The sequence below is a fragment of the Acetobacteroides hydrogenigenes genome, from assembly GCF_004340205.1.
GTDB classification, from domain to species: Bacteria; Bacteroidota; Bacteroidia; order Bacteroidales; family ZOR0009; genus Acetobacteroides; species Acetobacteroides hydrogenigenes.
Map to the genome: position 1 here is coordinate 1 of NZ_SLWB01000002.1, position 15,218 is coordinate 15,218.

Annotated in this window: 13 protein-coding genes; 11 read left to right on the forward strand and 2 right to left on the reverse strand. The window is 49.7% G+C overall.

Translation table 11 applies throughout. The annotated features are described in order from the left end of the window. Positions 1 to 491 precede the first annotated feature (491 nt). The 8 genes from CLV25_RS02760 to CLV25_RS02790 all read left to right on the forward strand — a co-directional run bounded on the left by CLV25_RS02760 (position 492) and on the right by CLV25_RS02790 (position 11,902). On the forward strand, positions 492 to 1,061 hold the full coding sequence (locus tag CLV25_RS02760; protein WP_131838114.1) for an RNA polymerase sigma-70 factor: 570 nt from the start codon (positions 492 to 494) through the stop codon (positions 1,059 to 1,061). Between the two features lie 12 nt (positions 1,062 to 1,073). Beyond that, on the forward strand, positions 1,074 to 2,075 hold the full coding sequence (locus tag CLV25_RS02765) for a FecR family protein (RefSeq protein WP_131838115.1): 1,002 nt from the start codon (positions 1,074 to 1,076) through the stop codon (positions 2,073 to 2,075). Beyond that, positions 2,063 to 4,048 (forward strand): peptidase associated/transthyretin-like domain-containing protein, encoded by a 1,986-nt coding sequence (locus tag CLV25_RS02770; RefSeq protein ID WP_131838116.1) that lies wholly within the window; start codon positions 2,063 to 2,065, stop codon positions 4,046 to 4,048. The genes CLV25_RS02765 and CLV25_RS02770 overlap by 13 nt, the downstream gene beginning before the upstream one ends. A gap of 77 nt (positions 4,049 to 4,125) precedes the next feature. Beyond that, positions 4,126 to 5,172, forward strand: coding sequence for a hypothetical protein (locus CLV25_RS02775; RefSeq protein WP_131838117.1), 1,047 nt, complete (start codon positions 4,126 to 4,128; stop codon positions 5,170 to 5,172). Further along, on the forward strand, positions 5,129 to 7,369 hold the full coding sequence (locus CLV25_RS02780; RefSeq protein ID WP_131838118.1) for a hypothetical protein: 2,241 nt from the start codon (positions 5,129 to 5,131) through the stop codon (positions 7,367 to 7,369). The genes CLV25_RS02775 and CLV25_RS02780 overlap by 44 nt, the downstream gene beginning before the upstream one ends. A gap of 310 nt (positions 7,370 to 7,679) precedes the next feature. Beyond that, positions 7,680 to 7,814, forward strand: coding sequence for a hypothetical protein (locus tag CLV25_RS16105; protein ID WP_262709456.1), 135 nt, complete (start codon positions 7,680 to 7,682; stop codon positions 7,812 to 7,814). A 96-nt stretch (positions 7,815 to 7,910) separates the two neighbouring features. Continuing rightward, positions 7,911 to 9,092 (forward strand): hypothetical protein, encoded by a 1,182-nt coding sequence (locus CLV25_RS02785; protein WP_131838119.1) that lies wholly within the window; start codon positions 7,911 to 7,913, stop codon positions 9,090 to 9,092. Positions 9,093 to 9,565: 473 nt separating this feature from the next. Next, positions 9,566 to 11,902 (forward strand): TonB-dependent receptor, encoded by a 2,337-nt coding sequence (locus tag CLV25_RS02790; protein WP_131838120.1) that lies wholly within the window; start codon positions 9,566 to 9,568, stop codon positions 11,900 to 11,902. Positions 11,903 to 12,116: 214 nt separating this feature from the next. On the opposite strand, the gene CLV25_RS02795 is transcribed toward CLV25_RS02790, so the two are convergent. Both CLV25_RS02795 and CLV25_RS15885 read right to left on the reverse strand, forming a co-directional pair. Beyond that, on the reverse strand, positions 12,117 to 12,518 hold the full coding sequence (locus tag CLV25_RS02795; RefSeq protein ID WP_131838121.1) for a hypothetical protein: 402 nt from the start codon (positions 12,516 to 12,518) through the stop codon (positions 12,117 to 12,119). A 526-nt stretch (positions 12,519 to 13,044) separates the two neighbouring features. Further along, on the reverse strand, positions 13,045 to 13,221 hold the full coding sequence (locus tag CLV25_RS15885; RefSeq protein ID WP_165876966.1) for a hypothetical protein: 177 nt from the start codon (positions 13,219 to 13,221) through the stop codon (positions 13,045 to 13,047). Positions 13,222 to 13,307: 86 nt separating this feature from the next. Between CLV25_RS15885 and CLV25_RS02800 the strand changes: the two genes are divergently transcribed. From CLV25_RS02800 to CLV25_RS02810, 3 genes are all read left to right on the forward strand, one after another. Further along, complete coding sequence (locus tag CLV25_RS02800) at positions 13,308 to 14,036, forward strand: DUF6261 family protein (protein ID WP_131838122.1); 729 nt, start codon at positions 13,308 to 13,310, stop codon at positions 14,034 to 14,036. A 136-nt stretch (positions 14,037 to 14,172) separates the two neighbouring features. Further along, positions 14,173 to 14,448 carry a hypothetical protein gene (locus tag CLV25_RS02805; protein ID WP_131838123.1) on the forward strand — a complete coding sequence of 92 codons (276 nt, stop codon included), beginning with the start codon at positions 14,173 to 14,175 and terminating at the stop codon, positions 14,446 to 14,448. Further along, a complete protein-coding gene (locus CLV25_RS02810; protein ID WP_131838124.1) occupies positions 14,448 to 14,885 on the forward strand; it encodes a hypothetical protein in 438 nt (145 codons plus the stop codon). The genes CLV25_RS02805 and CLV25_RS02810 overlap by 1 nt, the downstream gene beginning before the upstream one ends. Positions 14,886 to 15,218 lie beyond the last annotated feature (333 nt).

Here is a 15,218-nt window from a genome sequence, read left to right on the forward strand (position 1 = left end):
CGCTCCCGTTCCCTTCCGTGCCACTCTTCAGCGGCGCCGTTGTTCCCGATTGCGGATGCAAAAGTACGCCCTTTTTCCGAACCTGCAAGCCCTACACCATACTTTACCGCGTTAACGAACGTTGCACGCCTTAGGAAGAGGGCGTTGGAGGGGAAAGTTTTTTGTTCTGCTACCGCTTATGCCGTTTGGGATGCTGTGGATAGGCTGCTTTTGCAGATTTCTGTAGCGAATTTTGGCTATCGCCCCTACTCTATCTCCTACCTAAGCAAATATATCTGGGATTATTGCTGGATTAAATCGAGCAAATATCCTTCTATAAAGCATGAAAAGTGATGACGAAAGGTTCTCCTTTGTCACATCTTAATAAAAGCACCGTTATAAACGAAGAAAAATATTTTCATCATGAGAGGGGGGATCTTCTCTTTTAGGTGTCATAGAGGTGAATTGGAGGTAAACCGATTATTGATACTTTTGGGATTCAAACGAACTAAGTGAGCGAACAGGAGCTAATAGCAGGTATAGCCAAGGGTAGAGAGGATGCTTTTGAAGTGGTTTTCAGGGCATACTACGCGGCGCTATGCACCTATGCCAACTCGCTGCTGAAGGATCCTGCCGAAGCCGAAGAGGTGGTACAGGGAACTTTCCTTTCCCTGTGGGAGAGCCGTCAAGGGCTCGATATCCACACCTCGCTGAAGTCCTACCTCTACCGTGCGGTGCACAACACCTGTCTGAATAGGCTAAAGCACTACAAGGTACGCCAAGCTCACGGCACAGAATATAAGAGCACGAATAGCGAAGCAGTAGATGCTACTATAGAGCAGGTGCAGGGCAGCGAACTTGAGCGACAGATTGCAACGGCCATTGAGAAGCTTCCAAACCAGTGCCAGACGGTATTTAGGCTCAGCCGCCAGCAGGGATTCTCGTACGCCGAGATTGCCGAGCAGCTGGGAGTTTCGGTTAAGGCGGTTGATAAGCAGATTGTTCGGGCACTTAGAATCCTTAGAGAAGAACTACGGGACTACCTTCCAGCAATACTCATTCTCATCATGTTTAAAAACTAAACCGAAGCAGAGTTGACTGATGATAGCAAACATATCGACTACCTAATAGCCCGCTACCTGAGCGGTGAGGCATCGGCTGAAGAGCGGACGGAGGTGGAGCGCTGGTGCGCCGAATCGGAAGAGCATAAGGCTTACTTCGAGGAACTACGGTTGATCTTCGACCGTGCGGCAACGTTGGAGACAGATACCCAGTTTGACGTTGATGCTGCATGGAACCACATTGCCCCTCAGCTGAAACGATCGAAAAGGATCGACTTTAGGCAGCGATCGTGGATGACGTGGGCTTCGGTGGCTGCATCGGTAGCTATACTTATTGGCGTATGGGTAGGCATTGCCCGATATGAAATGTTGGGTAAGGATGAGCAATCCATTGAGCTAGCTGCAAATAACATTTCTAAGAAGGTGCTTCTCCCCGATAACTCTAAAGTAGAAGTAGAGCCTAACAGCCGCATCATCTACGCCGAGGGTTTTGGCAAAACCAACCGTGAGGTAACGCTGGTAGGCAACGCCTCTTTTGATGTACACCACCAGAGCGGTCCTGCCTTTACGGTTAGGGCAAGCGGAACCTTCATCAAGGATATAGGAACAGCCTTTAGGGTGAAAACGGATGGTGATACCTCTGTTGTGGAGGTGTACGTCAAAACGGGATCGGTGGTGTTCTATACAGAAAACAACCGAGGAATAATATTAAAGCAAGGAGAAACAGGTATCTACAACAAGATTACCAAGGAGTTTACCAAGACTGAGCCTGCCAAACCGGAGAATCCGCCTGCTGTTGTTAAGGCCTTCAACTTTCAGGAAACGCCTCTTAGCGAAGTGATAGATCTCCTGCAAAAGGCCTACAACGTTAGAATTTCCTTGAGCAACCCTAAGCTGGGCAGCTGCACCATCAGCGTAAGATTTGAAAACGAAGATATTGATACCATAATAGAGATCGTAGCCGAAACGCTTAACATGAAGGTTGAACGGAAGAACAAAGGCTACCTGCTAATCGGAGAAGAATGCTCGAAATAATACGCAAAGGGGTAGGATTGGCAATCCTGTCCTTTTCCTTTATTGCCACAACTACAAAGCTGCAGGCCCAGAACCAAGTTCCATCGGCGCTAGAGCGCATCGTATCGGTTAACATCTACAACGAGCCTGCAAAAGGAATGCTCGATCTGATAGGAAAACAGACCAACGTGGTTTTCTCCTACTCTCCAAAGGTATTGGAGAATAGGCCTCCCATTACCCTAGAAGCCGAAAAACAGTCCATTCGTTTGGTGCTGTTTACGGCCTTTGGCGAAACGGTGAAGATGAAGAGCCGCGGCAAGTATATTATCCTTACCGATAACAGAAACGAATTGAAACAACCCTTTGGGGATAAGCCTCAAGTAATCGAGGGGTACATCACCAACCCTAAAACAGGCGAAGCGGTAAGCAACGCCACCGTTTACGACCAGAAGCTGCTGCTGTCGGCCGTTACCGACGAGTACGGCTACTTTAAGGTGGAGGTTCCATACGGTGAACTATCCAAGCAACTACAGGTTAAGAAGCAGGGTTTTGCCGATACCACCATCGTACCAACTTCCAACAGCAGCTTCGTTCTGCTCAAGCTACCAGCTACCGCACTCGATCATCTAAAGGATATATCGAAAAAGGGAGAAACTTTTATTACAAAGACCTTCCCCAAGTGGCTGCTGTCCGATAGACAAAAAACCAACAGCCTCAACGTGGGCGATACCATCTACCGAAACTGGCAGGTATCGCTTTTACCCTACATAGGTACCAATCGCCAGCTATCGGGGAATGTTGTGAATAAGTATTCGTACAACATCTTTGCCGGCTACTCGATGGGCGTTCGCGTGATGGAGGTCAGCAGCGGCGTTAATATCGTTCGGGGTGATGCCCGCTACTTTATGGCCGGTGGTGCCAACTACGTGGGAGGGCACATGAAGGGGGTGCAGCTGGCCAACGTGTTTAACCGTACCCAATCGGTTAACGGGGTACAGGCGGCTGGCCTATTCAACTACGTAGCAGGTAACGTACAAGGCGTGCAGCTGGCAGGCGTATTCAACCATACCGTCCAAACGCTAACGGGTACACAGGTTAGCGGAGTACTCAACAAGGCCGATACGGCCATAGGAACTCAGGTAAGCGGGGTTCTGTGCAGGGCACGCTTTTTAAACGGAACTCAGGCAAGCGGAGTGGCCAACATCGCCAAGGGTACCGCCAAACCGGGTCAGGTGGCAGGGGTGGTAAACTATATCGACGGATCGATATCGGGCGTACAGCTGGCAGGTGTGGCCAATACCGCTAAACAGGTTGTTGGTATGCAGGCAAGCGGAGTGGCCAACCGAGCAGAAACCATCCGGGGTGCGCAGCTTAGCGGGATCTACAATCAAGCCGATACGGTGATAGGCATTCAATCAAGCGGAATCATAAACAGGACAAAAGTTCTAAAAGGAGCACAGTTCGGACTTGTGAACCTAACCGACTCGGGCGATGGAGTTGCCTTTGGACTATTCTGCTACAATAAAAAAGGCATACACCAGTTAGAGGTCGCGGCCGATGAGCTCTTCTACACCAACATCACCTTCCGCACGGGCAGCCGTCGTTTTCACAACCTCCTAACGGTGGGCGTTCGACCCGATAACCTAGGAAGCCATACGCTATGGACGTACGGCTACGGTTTTGGAACCAGCCTTTCGCTATACAAGGGCATGATGCTGGATGCCGACCTGTACTCCAACAACGTGATCGCAGGGGGCAACGCATCCGACGAGAATCAGCTCTACAGGATATACCTAGGCTTCGACAAAAGAATTGGTAGGAAAACATCGCTGGCCTTCGGCATTACCACCAACCTTTTTACCTACAAGGACACTCCGCTTAACAACGGTAAGATGCTTTCTGATGCCGTTCCCTACACCCTTTGGAATAAGATGGGAGATGATGGTCGAACCTTTTGCGGTTGGATTGGCGGACGGGTAGCACTGCGATTCTAGGGAATACTTTGCATCTTGTTCTAAATTCAGATTTAAATTCGGCTACCTTTGCCTTACAGTTAGTAGAATTCGGGATAATGATGAGTAAGGAGCAAAGAAACTATTGGAAATGTCTTTTAAGAAGAGTTGCTATTGCTCTTTTTACTGCCACCCTCCTTGCCTCCTGCAATAGAGAACCACGCCCCGAGGTATCCTTCTACTACTGGAAAAGCCGCTTCACTTTAGGTAAGACCGAAAGGAAAGTCCTCGAGGCCAACAACGTCCAAAAGCTGTACGTTCGCTACTTCGATATCGATATCCACCCATACATTGGCAGCGCAACGCCTATAGCCATCATCAAAGGCGACAGTTTACCCCAATGCTCCATCTTTCCGGTAGTATTTATAAAGAATAGGGTATTCGACAATGCCAGCAACCAAGAAGTGGATACGCTTTGCCGTAAAGTGGCGCAGCTGGTTGCCGACATCAACCAAAACTTTGGCATAAAACCCACAGAGATGCAGTTCGACTGCGATTGGACGGTAAAAACTAAGAATGCCTACTTCTATTTCCTAAAAAAGTACCGAGCGTTAACCGGACAAACGCTATCGGCCACCATCCGCCTTCACCAGGTGAAGTACCCCAACAGAACGGGCGTACCACCAGTTAACAAGGGCGTGCTGATGTACTACAATATGGGCAGGATTAGCTCCGATGGCCGTTGCTCCATCTACGATAGGAACGTTGCACAGAAGTATACCGGCTCGCTAGGCAGTTACCCGCTACCGCTAGACGTTGCGCTACCCATATTTACGTGGGGCATCCAAATACGGCAGAACATGGTGGTGCACCTGCTAAACAAGATGAACGAGGGGCACTTTGCCAACGATCCGCACTTTAAAAAGATGGATGACTATCGCTACCGTGTCGTAGCGCCCTGCTTTAAAGGCGGCTACTACTTTAAGCGGGGCGACGAGGTGAAGATCGAAAGCATCTCGCGCAGCAACCTCCGACAAATGGTAAAGGAAATCGCGCAAAGCCTCAAAGGCCACCCTCAAAACCTAATTTTTTACGATCTAGATTCTGTTAATATCAAGCAATATGAAGTTGAAATCTACCAAAAGCTGGCAAATCGTATGCGCTAGCCTGCTGCTTCTAGCAGCCTCGTACGGTATTGTACGCGCTTGCGCAGGTGGCGACTGGGGCGAAGCCTACACCTCGAACTACACGCCCGAGGTGTTTGTTACCGACACTACCCAAACCCCATTCTTCTACACCTGGCTTTTCTACTATCAGATAGGATTCGATACCCAGCACAACGAGCGCTTCAACGCCACCAACGTGGCCGATTGGAACAAGTACCTAAAGGGTTCGATAGATTCCCCATCGATCGACTACCTTCTAAACAGGGCTAATGATGCCTCCATAGGTAGGTTTGCTGACTTTTTCGATGGTAAGGCGCTGCCCGACTCCCTAAAGCTAAAAGTGAAGGGGTTAAGCAGGAGCAATTCTCAGCACAAAGAGTTCATCCTCTACCTAAGCTACGCCAAAAAGTGCGAACAGTACGCCGTGTTCTACAACGACTACTACTGGGAGGCCAAACGCACGCTTCCTAGCAAGGCAAAGCTGGGCGAACTCGAAAAGCAGCTGCGAACAGGCTTCGAAAAGAGTACCGACCAATTCCTAAAGGAACGATACTGGTTTCAGCTGGTACGCTACTACTTCTTCTACGATTCGGAGAAGTGTATTGCCGAGTTCGAAAATAACCGATCGATGCTTTCGCCAAGCACTATGTACTACCGAACCATGGCGTACGCCGCCGGAGCCTACTACGCTACCGGAAAGTTCAGCATTGCCAACTACTACTACAGCCTCATTTACGATGGCAGTAGCCAGCTAAAGATGGTGGCCCACTCCAGCTTCCACCCTCAAGAAGAAAGCGACTGGAAGCAAACGCTCAACCTATGCAAAAGCAAAGAGGAACGCATTACCCTCTGGCAGCTACTAGGAATAAGCTACGCCGACGAGGTACGCTCGATGAAGGAGATATACAAGCTATCGCCTCGTAGCAGTAAGCTAGACCTGCTGCTAACCCGCTTTGTAAACAAGCAAGAAACCGGAAATCCATACAGTCAAAATAGCGACTCGGTTAAGAAAGCCGTTGCACAGGATATCAGCTGGTGCCAACAGGTTGCCAACGATGGAAAAACCTCGAATCCATTTCTATGGAACGTATCGGCCGGCTACCTGTCGTTTCTAATGGGCGACTACCCAAAATCGGCTCAGTACTACCAAAAGGCTGCTAAGAGCACTCCCAACAATACCCTTGCCCAAAGCCAGCTTCGCCTGCTTTCGTTGCTTACCAACATTAAGCTGCTGCCCAAGATCACGCCATCCAACGAGCAATCGCTATTGGCCGATCTACAGTGGCTGTATGCGCTTTCGGAAAATAGCGTCGATCCTCGCTTCCGCTACTACAACGCGCAGAGTTGGGTAAAAACGGAGCTGTCAAAGAAGTATATGGAGCAGGGAGACTTCGTTAAGGCGGAATGCTTCTCAACCAGCAGCGCCTTCTACGCCAGCAACGATAACGTTGAACGGATGAAAGCCTTTTTCCAAAATCCAAAAGCGAATGCCTACGAAAAATTCTGCATGGAGATGAGCGAAAAGAAGCTAGCCGACCTGTGGGAGTACCAAGCCATACGTGCAGCCTATAGCGACAGCCTCGATAAGGCCATTACCCTGATGGAGAATGCTGGGAAAACTAGCACGCTACCCGGCAACCCATTTGTTGGACGAAAAAACGACTGCCACGACTGCGATCACGCTGCACCACAAAAGGTGACGTACACCAAAATGTCGTTCCTTAAAAGGCTAAAGGAGCATGAAGCTGCCATTGAAGCCGGAAACAACGTGCACGCCAACGCCTTTACTGTGGCCAACGCCTTCTACAACATGAGCCACTTCGGAAACGCCAGAGCCTTCTACGAAGGTAGCGTTATAGGTGCAGGCCACTATGCCCCTTACGCCATTCCAGACGAGTTTATTGCCATGCTTACCTCCAACAAAATGGCCGTGAAGTACTACCAGATAGCTCTAAAAAGCGCAACCAACAACGAGCAAAAGGCAAAATGTCTATTTATGATGGCCAAGTGCGAGCGCAACGAGTGGTACAACTCCACCCTGTACAGCAACAAGGAAAATGAGTACCGCTACGATGCCAACCAGCCCGACTTCATCATGTGGGATAGCTTTAAGGCGCTAAAGGCCTACAAGAATACCAAGTTCTACAATGAGGTAATAAACGAATGCGGATACTTCCGTAAGCTGATTCGCGGCTAGCATTCGTTCCTATAATAGTACTGCCACTCCCGAGATACCCTCTCGGGAGTTTTTTTATCCAGAGATTTCGCTTTTAAAATCAGTCCACTCCAATTCGAAGGTTATCCCCCGCCTGCAGGGGATAACCTTTGTGCTACGAAATACGGATCCCTTTACGGCTACATCTTTTATGGACGATAGATTTATTAAAAGCGCCACCCCTGCTTTTTTATCTACCTAGGTTTACAGATAGCTTAAAATATCTGCTCCTAAAGAGGGGGAGACTCTCCCCTTAAGGTGTCTTAGGAGCAAATACCAAACACAAGTAAACATGCAACACCTATCGCTCACCCTACATCACATCGGCAAACAGATAGACTTTATAGCTTACCAGCTACACCTAACAGCCAGCGTTATCTACACCATTGCCTCCTACTATGCGGCAAAACTCTTCCTAGAATGGTAAAACAAGCCCCTCCTAAACTTTTTTTACGATGGAGGGGGGAGGATAGCCAGCAGAGTTGTCATAGAGCTATAAGAAAAAAACCAAATCAACAGGCTTATGAAGCGTAACACTCGTTTGGCCATCGTGGCCCTAGCAATTATGACGGCAAGCAGCACCAGCGCACTTGCACAATCAGCAACCAACAACCAACCCAAGGATAGCACCACCTACCGCCCATTCCAGATCTCGTTTGTGCCCATGCTCGGTACCAACGGCATCGAATCGCCCAGGATTGCCAACCGGCTTTCGGTAAACATCATTGCCGGCATCTCGAAGGGCGTTGGCGCGGCCGAGTATGCGGGCATTGCCAACATCACCAAGGGTAAGGTGTACGGGTTTCAGTACGCAGGCGTGCTGAACATGACCGAAGATGCTACCGGATGCCAAATGGCCGGCATCGTAAACCTCACCCAAGGTAATGTAACGGGATTTCAGGGAGCAGGTATTGCCAACAACACCCGCAGCGTGAAGGGCGTTCAGGCAGCAGGCATCGTTAACATCGCCAAGGGCGATGTAGAGGGCAGCCAGCTGGCCGGTATCGGCAACATGGCCAAGAACGTAACCGGGGCTCAGCTCTCCGGAATCTTCAACCTAGCCAATGGGAATGCCAAAACCCAGGTTGCCGGTATCTTCAACTCGGCCGAAAGCGTAAAGGGTGTGCAAATCTCCGGATTGGTAAACCGCGCAAAAAGCGTAGGCACCCAAATCGGGTTCGTCAACATTGCCGACAGCTGTAGCGGCGCCTCTATCGGCATCGTTAACATCGTGAAGACGGGCTACCACCAAATTGAGCTGGGTACCGACGATATGCTGATGGCCAACCTCAGCTACCGATCGGGGATTAAGAAGCTGCACACCATTGTGGGCGCCTCCATCAAGTCCGACAACTCCAGCACCGTAGTATGGGGAACCACCTTCGGGTTGGGCACCAGCGTCAACCTATCGCCCCGCACGCTGTTCGACACCGAGCTGCTCTACTCGCAGATCGTTTGCGACGATAAGTTTAGCCACGACAACAAGCTCTTCCGCGCCTACCTGGGCATCGACCGCCACCTCTTTGGTAAGCTGTCGCTGGCTGCAGGCGTTACCGCCAATGCGCTGATATACGAAACCACCAACGCCGGCAACGTAACCCGCATGAGGGAGCTCGTGCCCTACACCATGGTATCCGAAAAGGTGAACGACCGTATGCACCTAGCCGGATGGATTGGCGGACGAGTTGCCCTACGACTCAACTAGTATCACGACGCACGAACTGAAAGTCGGCGAAGCCAACCGAAGCGAAGTGATCTCAACGGAGTTAATCACAAGCTCTCACTTATAGTATTTCGCCTTTAAAAAATCCATCTTCCATGAAAGATGAAGACTTTTAAAAAAAGCAAGTCTAGCACAAAGCGTATCCCCCTTTGGAGGGGGCAGGGGGAGGAAAAAGCACGTTAAATGGTAAAAATGCGATGCTTATGATGACTATACGCTAACTAAAATCCACCCCCTACCCCCGCCAGCGGGGGATAACCTTCGAATTGAAGGTGTACAATTTTTAAAAGCGAAGTCCATAAGCGACGAATAACAAAAAATTCCATACAACCAGACCCACATAATTCCCAAATCGAGCCTATAAGGCTCACCCTTTTTAGTCTTCTCCTACTGCCGCAGATGGCAGTGGGGAAGATCTTCTCCCAACCGAATTGGTCTACAAATCACCACACATCATGAAAAAATTTATTGCACTTATAGCTGCAGCACTACTATGGGTAGGCGCCGCAGACGGCCAAGCCATTGTCCAAACCGTACGCGGTAAGGTGTTCGACATCGAAACCCAAGCCACCATTCCCGGAGCCAACATCTCCATAGCGGGCACGGCACAAGGTACAGCCAGCAGCGCCGATGGCACATTTCGCATAGCCAACGTTCCAGTTGGTAGGCACGACCTTATTGCCTCGTTTGTTGGCTACGAACCCGTAACGCTACCCAACATTCTGGTAACATCGGGTAAGGAGGTGGTCCTCAACATCGGCCTAAAGCAGTCGTCGCGCCAGATAGACGAGGTGGTTGTTAAGGCCAACCAACGAAAGGATAGAACCGTGAATACCATGGCCTCCATAAGCGCACGTACCTTTTCGGTTGAAGAGACCAGGCGCTATGCCGGAGGATTGGACGACCCGGCCCGAATGGCATCGGCATTTGCTGGGGTTACGGTGGGCAACATTCAGGATAACGCCATCATCATCCGCGGCAACTCGCCTAAGGGCGTTTCGTGGAGGGTAGAAGGGGTAGAGATTCCCAACCCCAACCACTTTGCCGGCGGAAATGTTGCCGGTGGCGGCTTTGTAAGCATCCTAAGCAGCCAGCTGCTCAGCAACTCCGATTTCTACACCGGAGCCTTCCCCGCCGAGTACGGCAACGCCCTTGCCGGGGTCTTCGACATGAAAATGCGTACCGGAAACAACGAGAAACGCGAGCATACGGCTCAGATTGGGCTAATGGGCGTCGATTTTGCCTCCGAAGGGCCCTTCGTAAAAGGGAAAAAATCGTCGTACCTCTTCAACTACCGATACGCTACGGCAGGAATTCTATCCAAGCTAAAGGTTATTCCATCCGATCAGGTTCCCATTTACCAGGATCTGTCGTTCAAGATGAGCTTCCCAACAGCCAAGGCGGGCACCTTCTCGGTGTGGGGTGTTGGAGGTATAGACAACCTAAAGGAGCCCGAAGATGCCGACTCCACCAAGTGGAAGGTCGATTTTGATAGGATGAAGTTTGACTGGAACATAAAGACCGGCGCCGCAGGGATTAACCATAAGCTTACGCGAGGCCATTCGCTGATCAGCACCTCGGTGGCGGCATCGGGCACCTCCAACATCCTCGACCAAACCCGCTTCGACGACCTGCTGATGATGCAACCCAACGCCTACATAAAAAGCAATACCGCCGCCATCACCGTAAGCTCGGTTATCAACAGCAAGCTATCGGCCAACCACACCCTACGCGCAGGGGTTACCTTTAAGGAGCAGCTCTACAATTTAGATATCAGCGGAACGGTAAAGGAGGATCCCGATACCTACCAAAATATGGTGAAGGAAAAAGGGAGCAGCCAGGTGGTGGAGGCCTACTGGCAGAGCCGCTACCAGCTATCGCCATCCATCCAAATTAACGGAGGCGTAAACGCCAGCTACTTCGCCCTCAACCAAAACTACTCGGTAGACCCCCGCTTTAGCATCAGGTGGCAGCTGGCCAATAGGCATGCCCTTACGCTGGGCGCTGGCAAGCACAGCCAGCTCGAGGAGCTTAGGTTCTACCTCACCAAGCAGCAGGGCAATGGCAGCAAGTACCCCAATAAAAACCTGGACTTCGCGCAGGCGCAGCACCTCATTCTTGGCTACGACTGGACGGTAAGCGGCAACCTGCGCCTCAAGGTGGAGGCCTACTACCAACAGCTGTCCCGAATACCGGGCATTGCCGACAGCAGCTACTCCATGATCAACTTTAAGCAGGATTGGGCCTTCTACGATAAGCTCATCAACAATACCAAAGGCCAGAATATGGGGATCGACGTCACCCTAGAGCGATTCTTCAGCGGCGGGTTCTACTACCTGGCAACGGCCTCCCTCTTCGACTCGAAGTATAAGGGCGGCGATAACATCTGGCGCAGCACCCGCTTCAACAAGGGCTACTCGCTTAACCTCCTTGCCGGAAAGGAGTACGCCATCAGCCGCAACCGCATTGTGGGCATCAACGGAAGGGTGAACTACCTGGGGGGCGAGCGCAAAACGCCCATCCTCAACGCCGAGTCGATTGCTGCCAAAAGGGTGATATACGACGAGTCGCGCGCCTTCGAGGAGCAGTACCCCGCCACCTGCTACGTAGACTTTACCGTTACCTACCGCACCAACAAGAAGCGCTACGCCGGAACGTGGGCCCTTCAGGTAAAAAACCTGCTGAGCGCCCCAATCTACAGCAGTCCGGCCTACAACTACCGCGACAAAAGGGTGGAGGAGCAAAAGGCATCCCTCATACTGCCCGTACTCAGCTACCGAATCGACTTCTAGCCAACAAAAAAGCAGCCTCTACCGGGGCTGCTTTTGCAGCTTAAAGACGATCAAAAATGATCTCCATATTCTAGTAGGATTCGAAGATTCCTATGCCGCACGAATTCCTCATAAAAAGAAGGGGGCTGTCGCAAAAGCATCGGACAGCCCCCTTTTATATTGCCATCGCTATCGGAGAACCGAACCCCCTGATGCGCACAGCCTCGCGCAACCGCTAGTGGGTGGATAGCGTTGTATCCCTCTGCGCTCTGCGCTCCCGAGCCCTCTCGCGCACCTTCTGCTTTGCGCGCTTCTCCATCTTTTGGTACTTCTCGTACTGAGCTGGATTAAGCACGGCCTTAAGCTCGGCATCCTTTGCCTCGTTGTTGGATTTTAGCTTGGCCATGTTGCGCTTTAGCTGCTCGTTTTTCTCGGCATACTTTAGGTTGATGGCCTTTACCTGCTCCACCTGTTCGGGCGAGAGCAGCAGCTGGCGGCTCATCCCCTGCGTCAGCTTTTCGGCGCGCTGCTGAGGTGTTAGCTTAGCCTTTTGGCCTGTTGTATCGGTTTGAGCAAAGGCACCTGCCGAAAGCATAACAGCAAGGCACACCAGTAAAATACCTGCAAGTTTTTTCATAACCACATCTAATCGTTTAAAGTTTTGAAGCCTATAACAGAAGTAGCATGCAGCATACTACGAGTAGTATACAACCCAACCCGAAAACACCCCATCACGGGAGCTCTGATTTGGGGCATCGATGCGCTGCCCCTCGAAGCGTTGGCGCTCCCAGCACCCCCGTTATACGCCACCTGATCGACCTGTTGATAACTTTTTTTGCAAATCCTTTGTAGGTTAAATTACGTTATTTATTTTAGGAATCGATACGAGATGCTCTTAGCCAGCACTCTGACGCTCTTTGAAAGATCAACACTTGCTTGCTCTTTACGGGATGGACATTGCTTCCCTCCCTTTCAAATCATTTTTTTAATCATACTTCCCCTATTGGGGTCGCTTCCTACTAAGTACGGAAGGTGTTTTAGGTTCCGATTAGTGCTTCCGTAGCAGTACGGAAGGTGTTTGGGGTTCCGATTAGCGCTTCCGCAGTAGTACGGAAGGTGTTTTAGGTTCCGATTAGCGCTTCCGCAGTAGTACGGAAGGTGTTTTAGGTTCCGATTAGCGCTTCCGTAGTAGTACGGAAGGTGTTTGGGGTTCCGATTAGCGCTTCCGCAGTAGTACGGAAGGTGTTTGGGGTTTCGATTAGCGCTTCCGCAGTAGTACGGAAGGTGTTTGGGGTTTCGATTAGCGCTTCCGTACCTAGAACAACCAACCTAAAGGGCAAACAGAAGGTCGATCTTAAAAGATGAAGATGTTGGACAAGAGGTTCTGTAGCTTATAACCTATTATCAACAACCAAAAAATTGTCTTATGAAAAGATTAGGTCTTAGTAAGTTTAGCGTTACCGATTCAGGTAGCATGGCAACTGTAGTGGAAGAAGAAGTGACCAATGCCAACCTTGTAGAGGCCAAGGAGTCGACCGAGTTTAAGGAGGTGGTTGCCGACCACGTAGAGTATCAGGAGAGCTTAGTACGGGTGAGCAAGAGCCAGAACACCGAGGTAAAAGTTGCCTCGGACAAGAATCTGGATGATGCCTGGGTGGGCATCCGGCAGATGGTGTGGGGGCTCACCTACTCGCCCGATCCGACGGTGGCGCAGAAGGCCCACCGCTTCTACGCCCTGCTCGACACCTACGGTGCCGGCGTGGAGGTGCTATCGGCCACCGAGGAGAGCGAGAAGATTGATGCTATTCTGGTGAAGCTCCTCGAGCCAGCCAACCAGCAGCTGGCGGTAGACCTAGGCGTTAAACCCTTTGTCGATCACCTGTCGGCCTGCGCCGAAACCTTCCGCCGCGACTGGGGCAACCTGGAAGCCGATAAGGAGGCCTTCCGCAACAGCACCTCGGCCTCCAACAGCCGCCGTAAGCTCGAGGCCAGCATCGTACGCTTCTTCGGTCTCGTGACCTACAGCGCCCAGTACGCCCCCGCCAAGCGCGAGGAGTGGGCCAAGCTCGAGAGCGCCATCTACAGCCGCTACCTCACCATCCGCCAGAAGTACACCGAACCCAAGAAGAAGGACGACACCACCCCTACCAAGTAGCAGGTAGGTAAACCTATACGGGCAGCCTGCGCAGTAACTGGTGTGGGCTGTTTTTTACAGTTTCCACAGACAGGATTTTTGGCCTCCTGTCAACCGTAAACTCAAACATTAATTTGAAACGAAAAACCGAATTCCTATGAAAGATACATACAATAAATCAATTCAACTCCAATGCATAACATGCGGAGATACTAATTTCGAGTTCAATGAAGACAAATCATGGATAAAATGCAACCGTTGTGGAAAAGAATATCTGGGAGGTTATAATGAACTTGTTGAATTAAATCAAGAGAACATTAATCAGGAATTAGAAGCCACTAAGGAACAAATAGCCAAAGATTTAAAAGAGGATATTACCAAAATGTTCAAAGATGCATTCAAAGGTAATAGGAATATTAAATTTAAAGAATAATGGACACTCTCGCAATTACAATATCATCAGCAGCATTAGCCTTTTCAATCTTCACATATTTGAAACATGACAAGAAGATTAAACAACAATCTTCTCTCTTAAATAAATATCACTTGGAGAAAATTGAAAAGGAAAAAGAAGAAGAAAAAAAAGCAATTATTGAGGCTAATGTTATATCTGGACAAAACGGTTCAAGAATTGTAAAAGTATATAATAAAGGGAAAAGTATTGCAAAAAACCTAAATGTGAAAATTCCCCAAAATGATAGTTATCACATTTTCATTAATCCTTGTCCTATAGATGTTCGACCTCAAAATGGAATCGACATTAGATTAGGAGCCTTAACTGAAAATCATCCCGATAAAATTGAAATTGAATTTGAATGGAGCGATGATTACAGTAAACACAACAATGGAAAACAAATGATTCAAATTTGATAATGCAATAAACACTTTATTGAAACAAAACCGTGTCTGTCCTAATCTATCCTAGACAGGCTATAACCTGCACCTAATTACAAACAGCCCGCACGAAAAGTAAGGGCTGTTTGTAATTGGTTACTCCCGTCAGAACCTAAGCCCCAAAAGAGATACATTCTAGGAGACCTCACCCAAATTCCACGAACAGGTACCGTAACATTTTACTTTCCATTACCATTTCACGTTTTTTAGCATTAACCTTTCGGCTGACAATCAGCAAAAGTTACTTCGAGGTTAGCCGCTTACATCGGCCTCCCTTATTTCGCGCTGCAGCAAGATGGCCTACTTTTA

Coding starts and splice junctions, on each gene's coding strand:
- CLV25_RS02790 (WP_131838120.1), top strand. CDS start 9,566: ATGAAAAAATTTATTGCACTTATAGCTGCAGCACTACTATGGGTAGGC.
- CLV25_RS02785 (WP_131838119.1), top strand. CDS start 7,911: ATGAAGCGTAACACTCGTTTGGCCATCGTGGCCCTAGCAATTATGACG.
- CLV25_RS02775 (WP_131838117.1), top strand. CDS start 4,126: ATGATGAGTAAGGAGCAAAGAAACTATTGGAAATGTCTTTTAAGAAGA.
- CLV25_RS02810 (WP_131838124.1), top strand. CDS start 14,448: ATGGACACTCTCGCAATTACAATATCATCAGCAGCATTAGCCTTTTCA.
- CLV25_RS02780 (WP_131838118.1), top strand. CDS start 5,129: ATGAAGTTGAAATCTACCAAAAGCTGGCAAATCGTATGCGCTAGCCTG.
- CLV25_RS16105 (WP_262709456.1), top strand. CDS start 7,680: ATGCAACACCTATCGCTCACCCTACATCACATCGGCAAACAGATAGAC.
- CLV25_RS02800 (WP_131838122.1), top strand. CDS start 13,308: ATGAAAAGATTAGGTCTTAGTAAGTTTAGCGTTACCGATTCAGGTAGC.
- CLV25_RS02795 (WP_131838121.1), bottom strand. CDS start 12,518: ATGAAAAAACTTGCAGGTATTTTACTGGTGTGCCTTGCTGTTATGCTT.
- CLV25_RS02770 (WP_131838116.1), top strand. CDS start 2,063: ATGCTCGAAATAATACGCAAAGGGGTAGGATTGGCAATCCTGTCCTTT.
- CLV25_RS02805 (WP_131838123.1), top strand. CDS start 14,173: ATGAAAGATACATACAATAAATCAATTCAACTCCAATGCATAACATGC.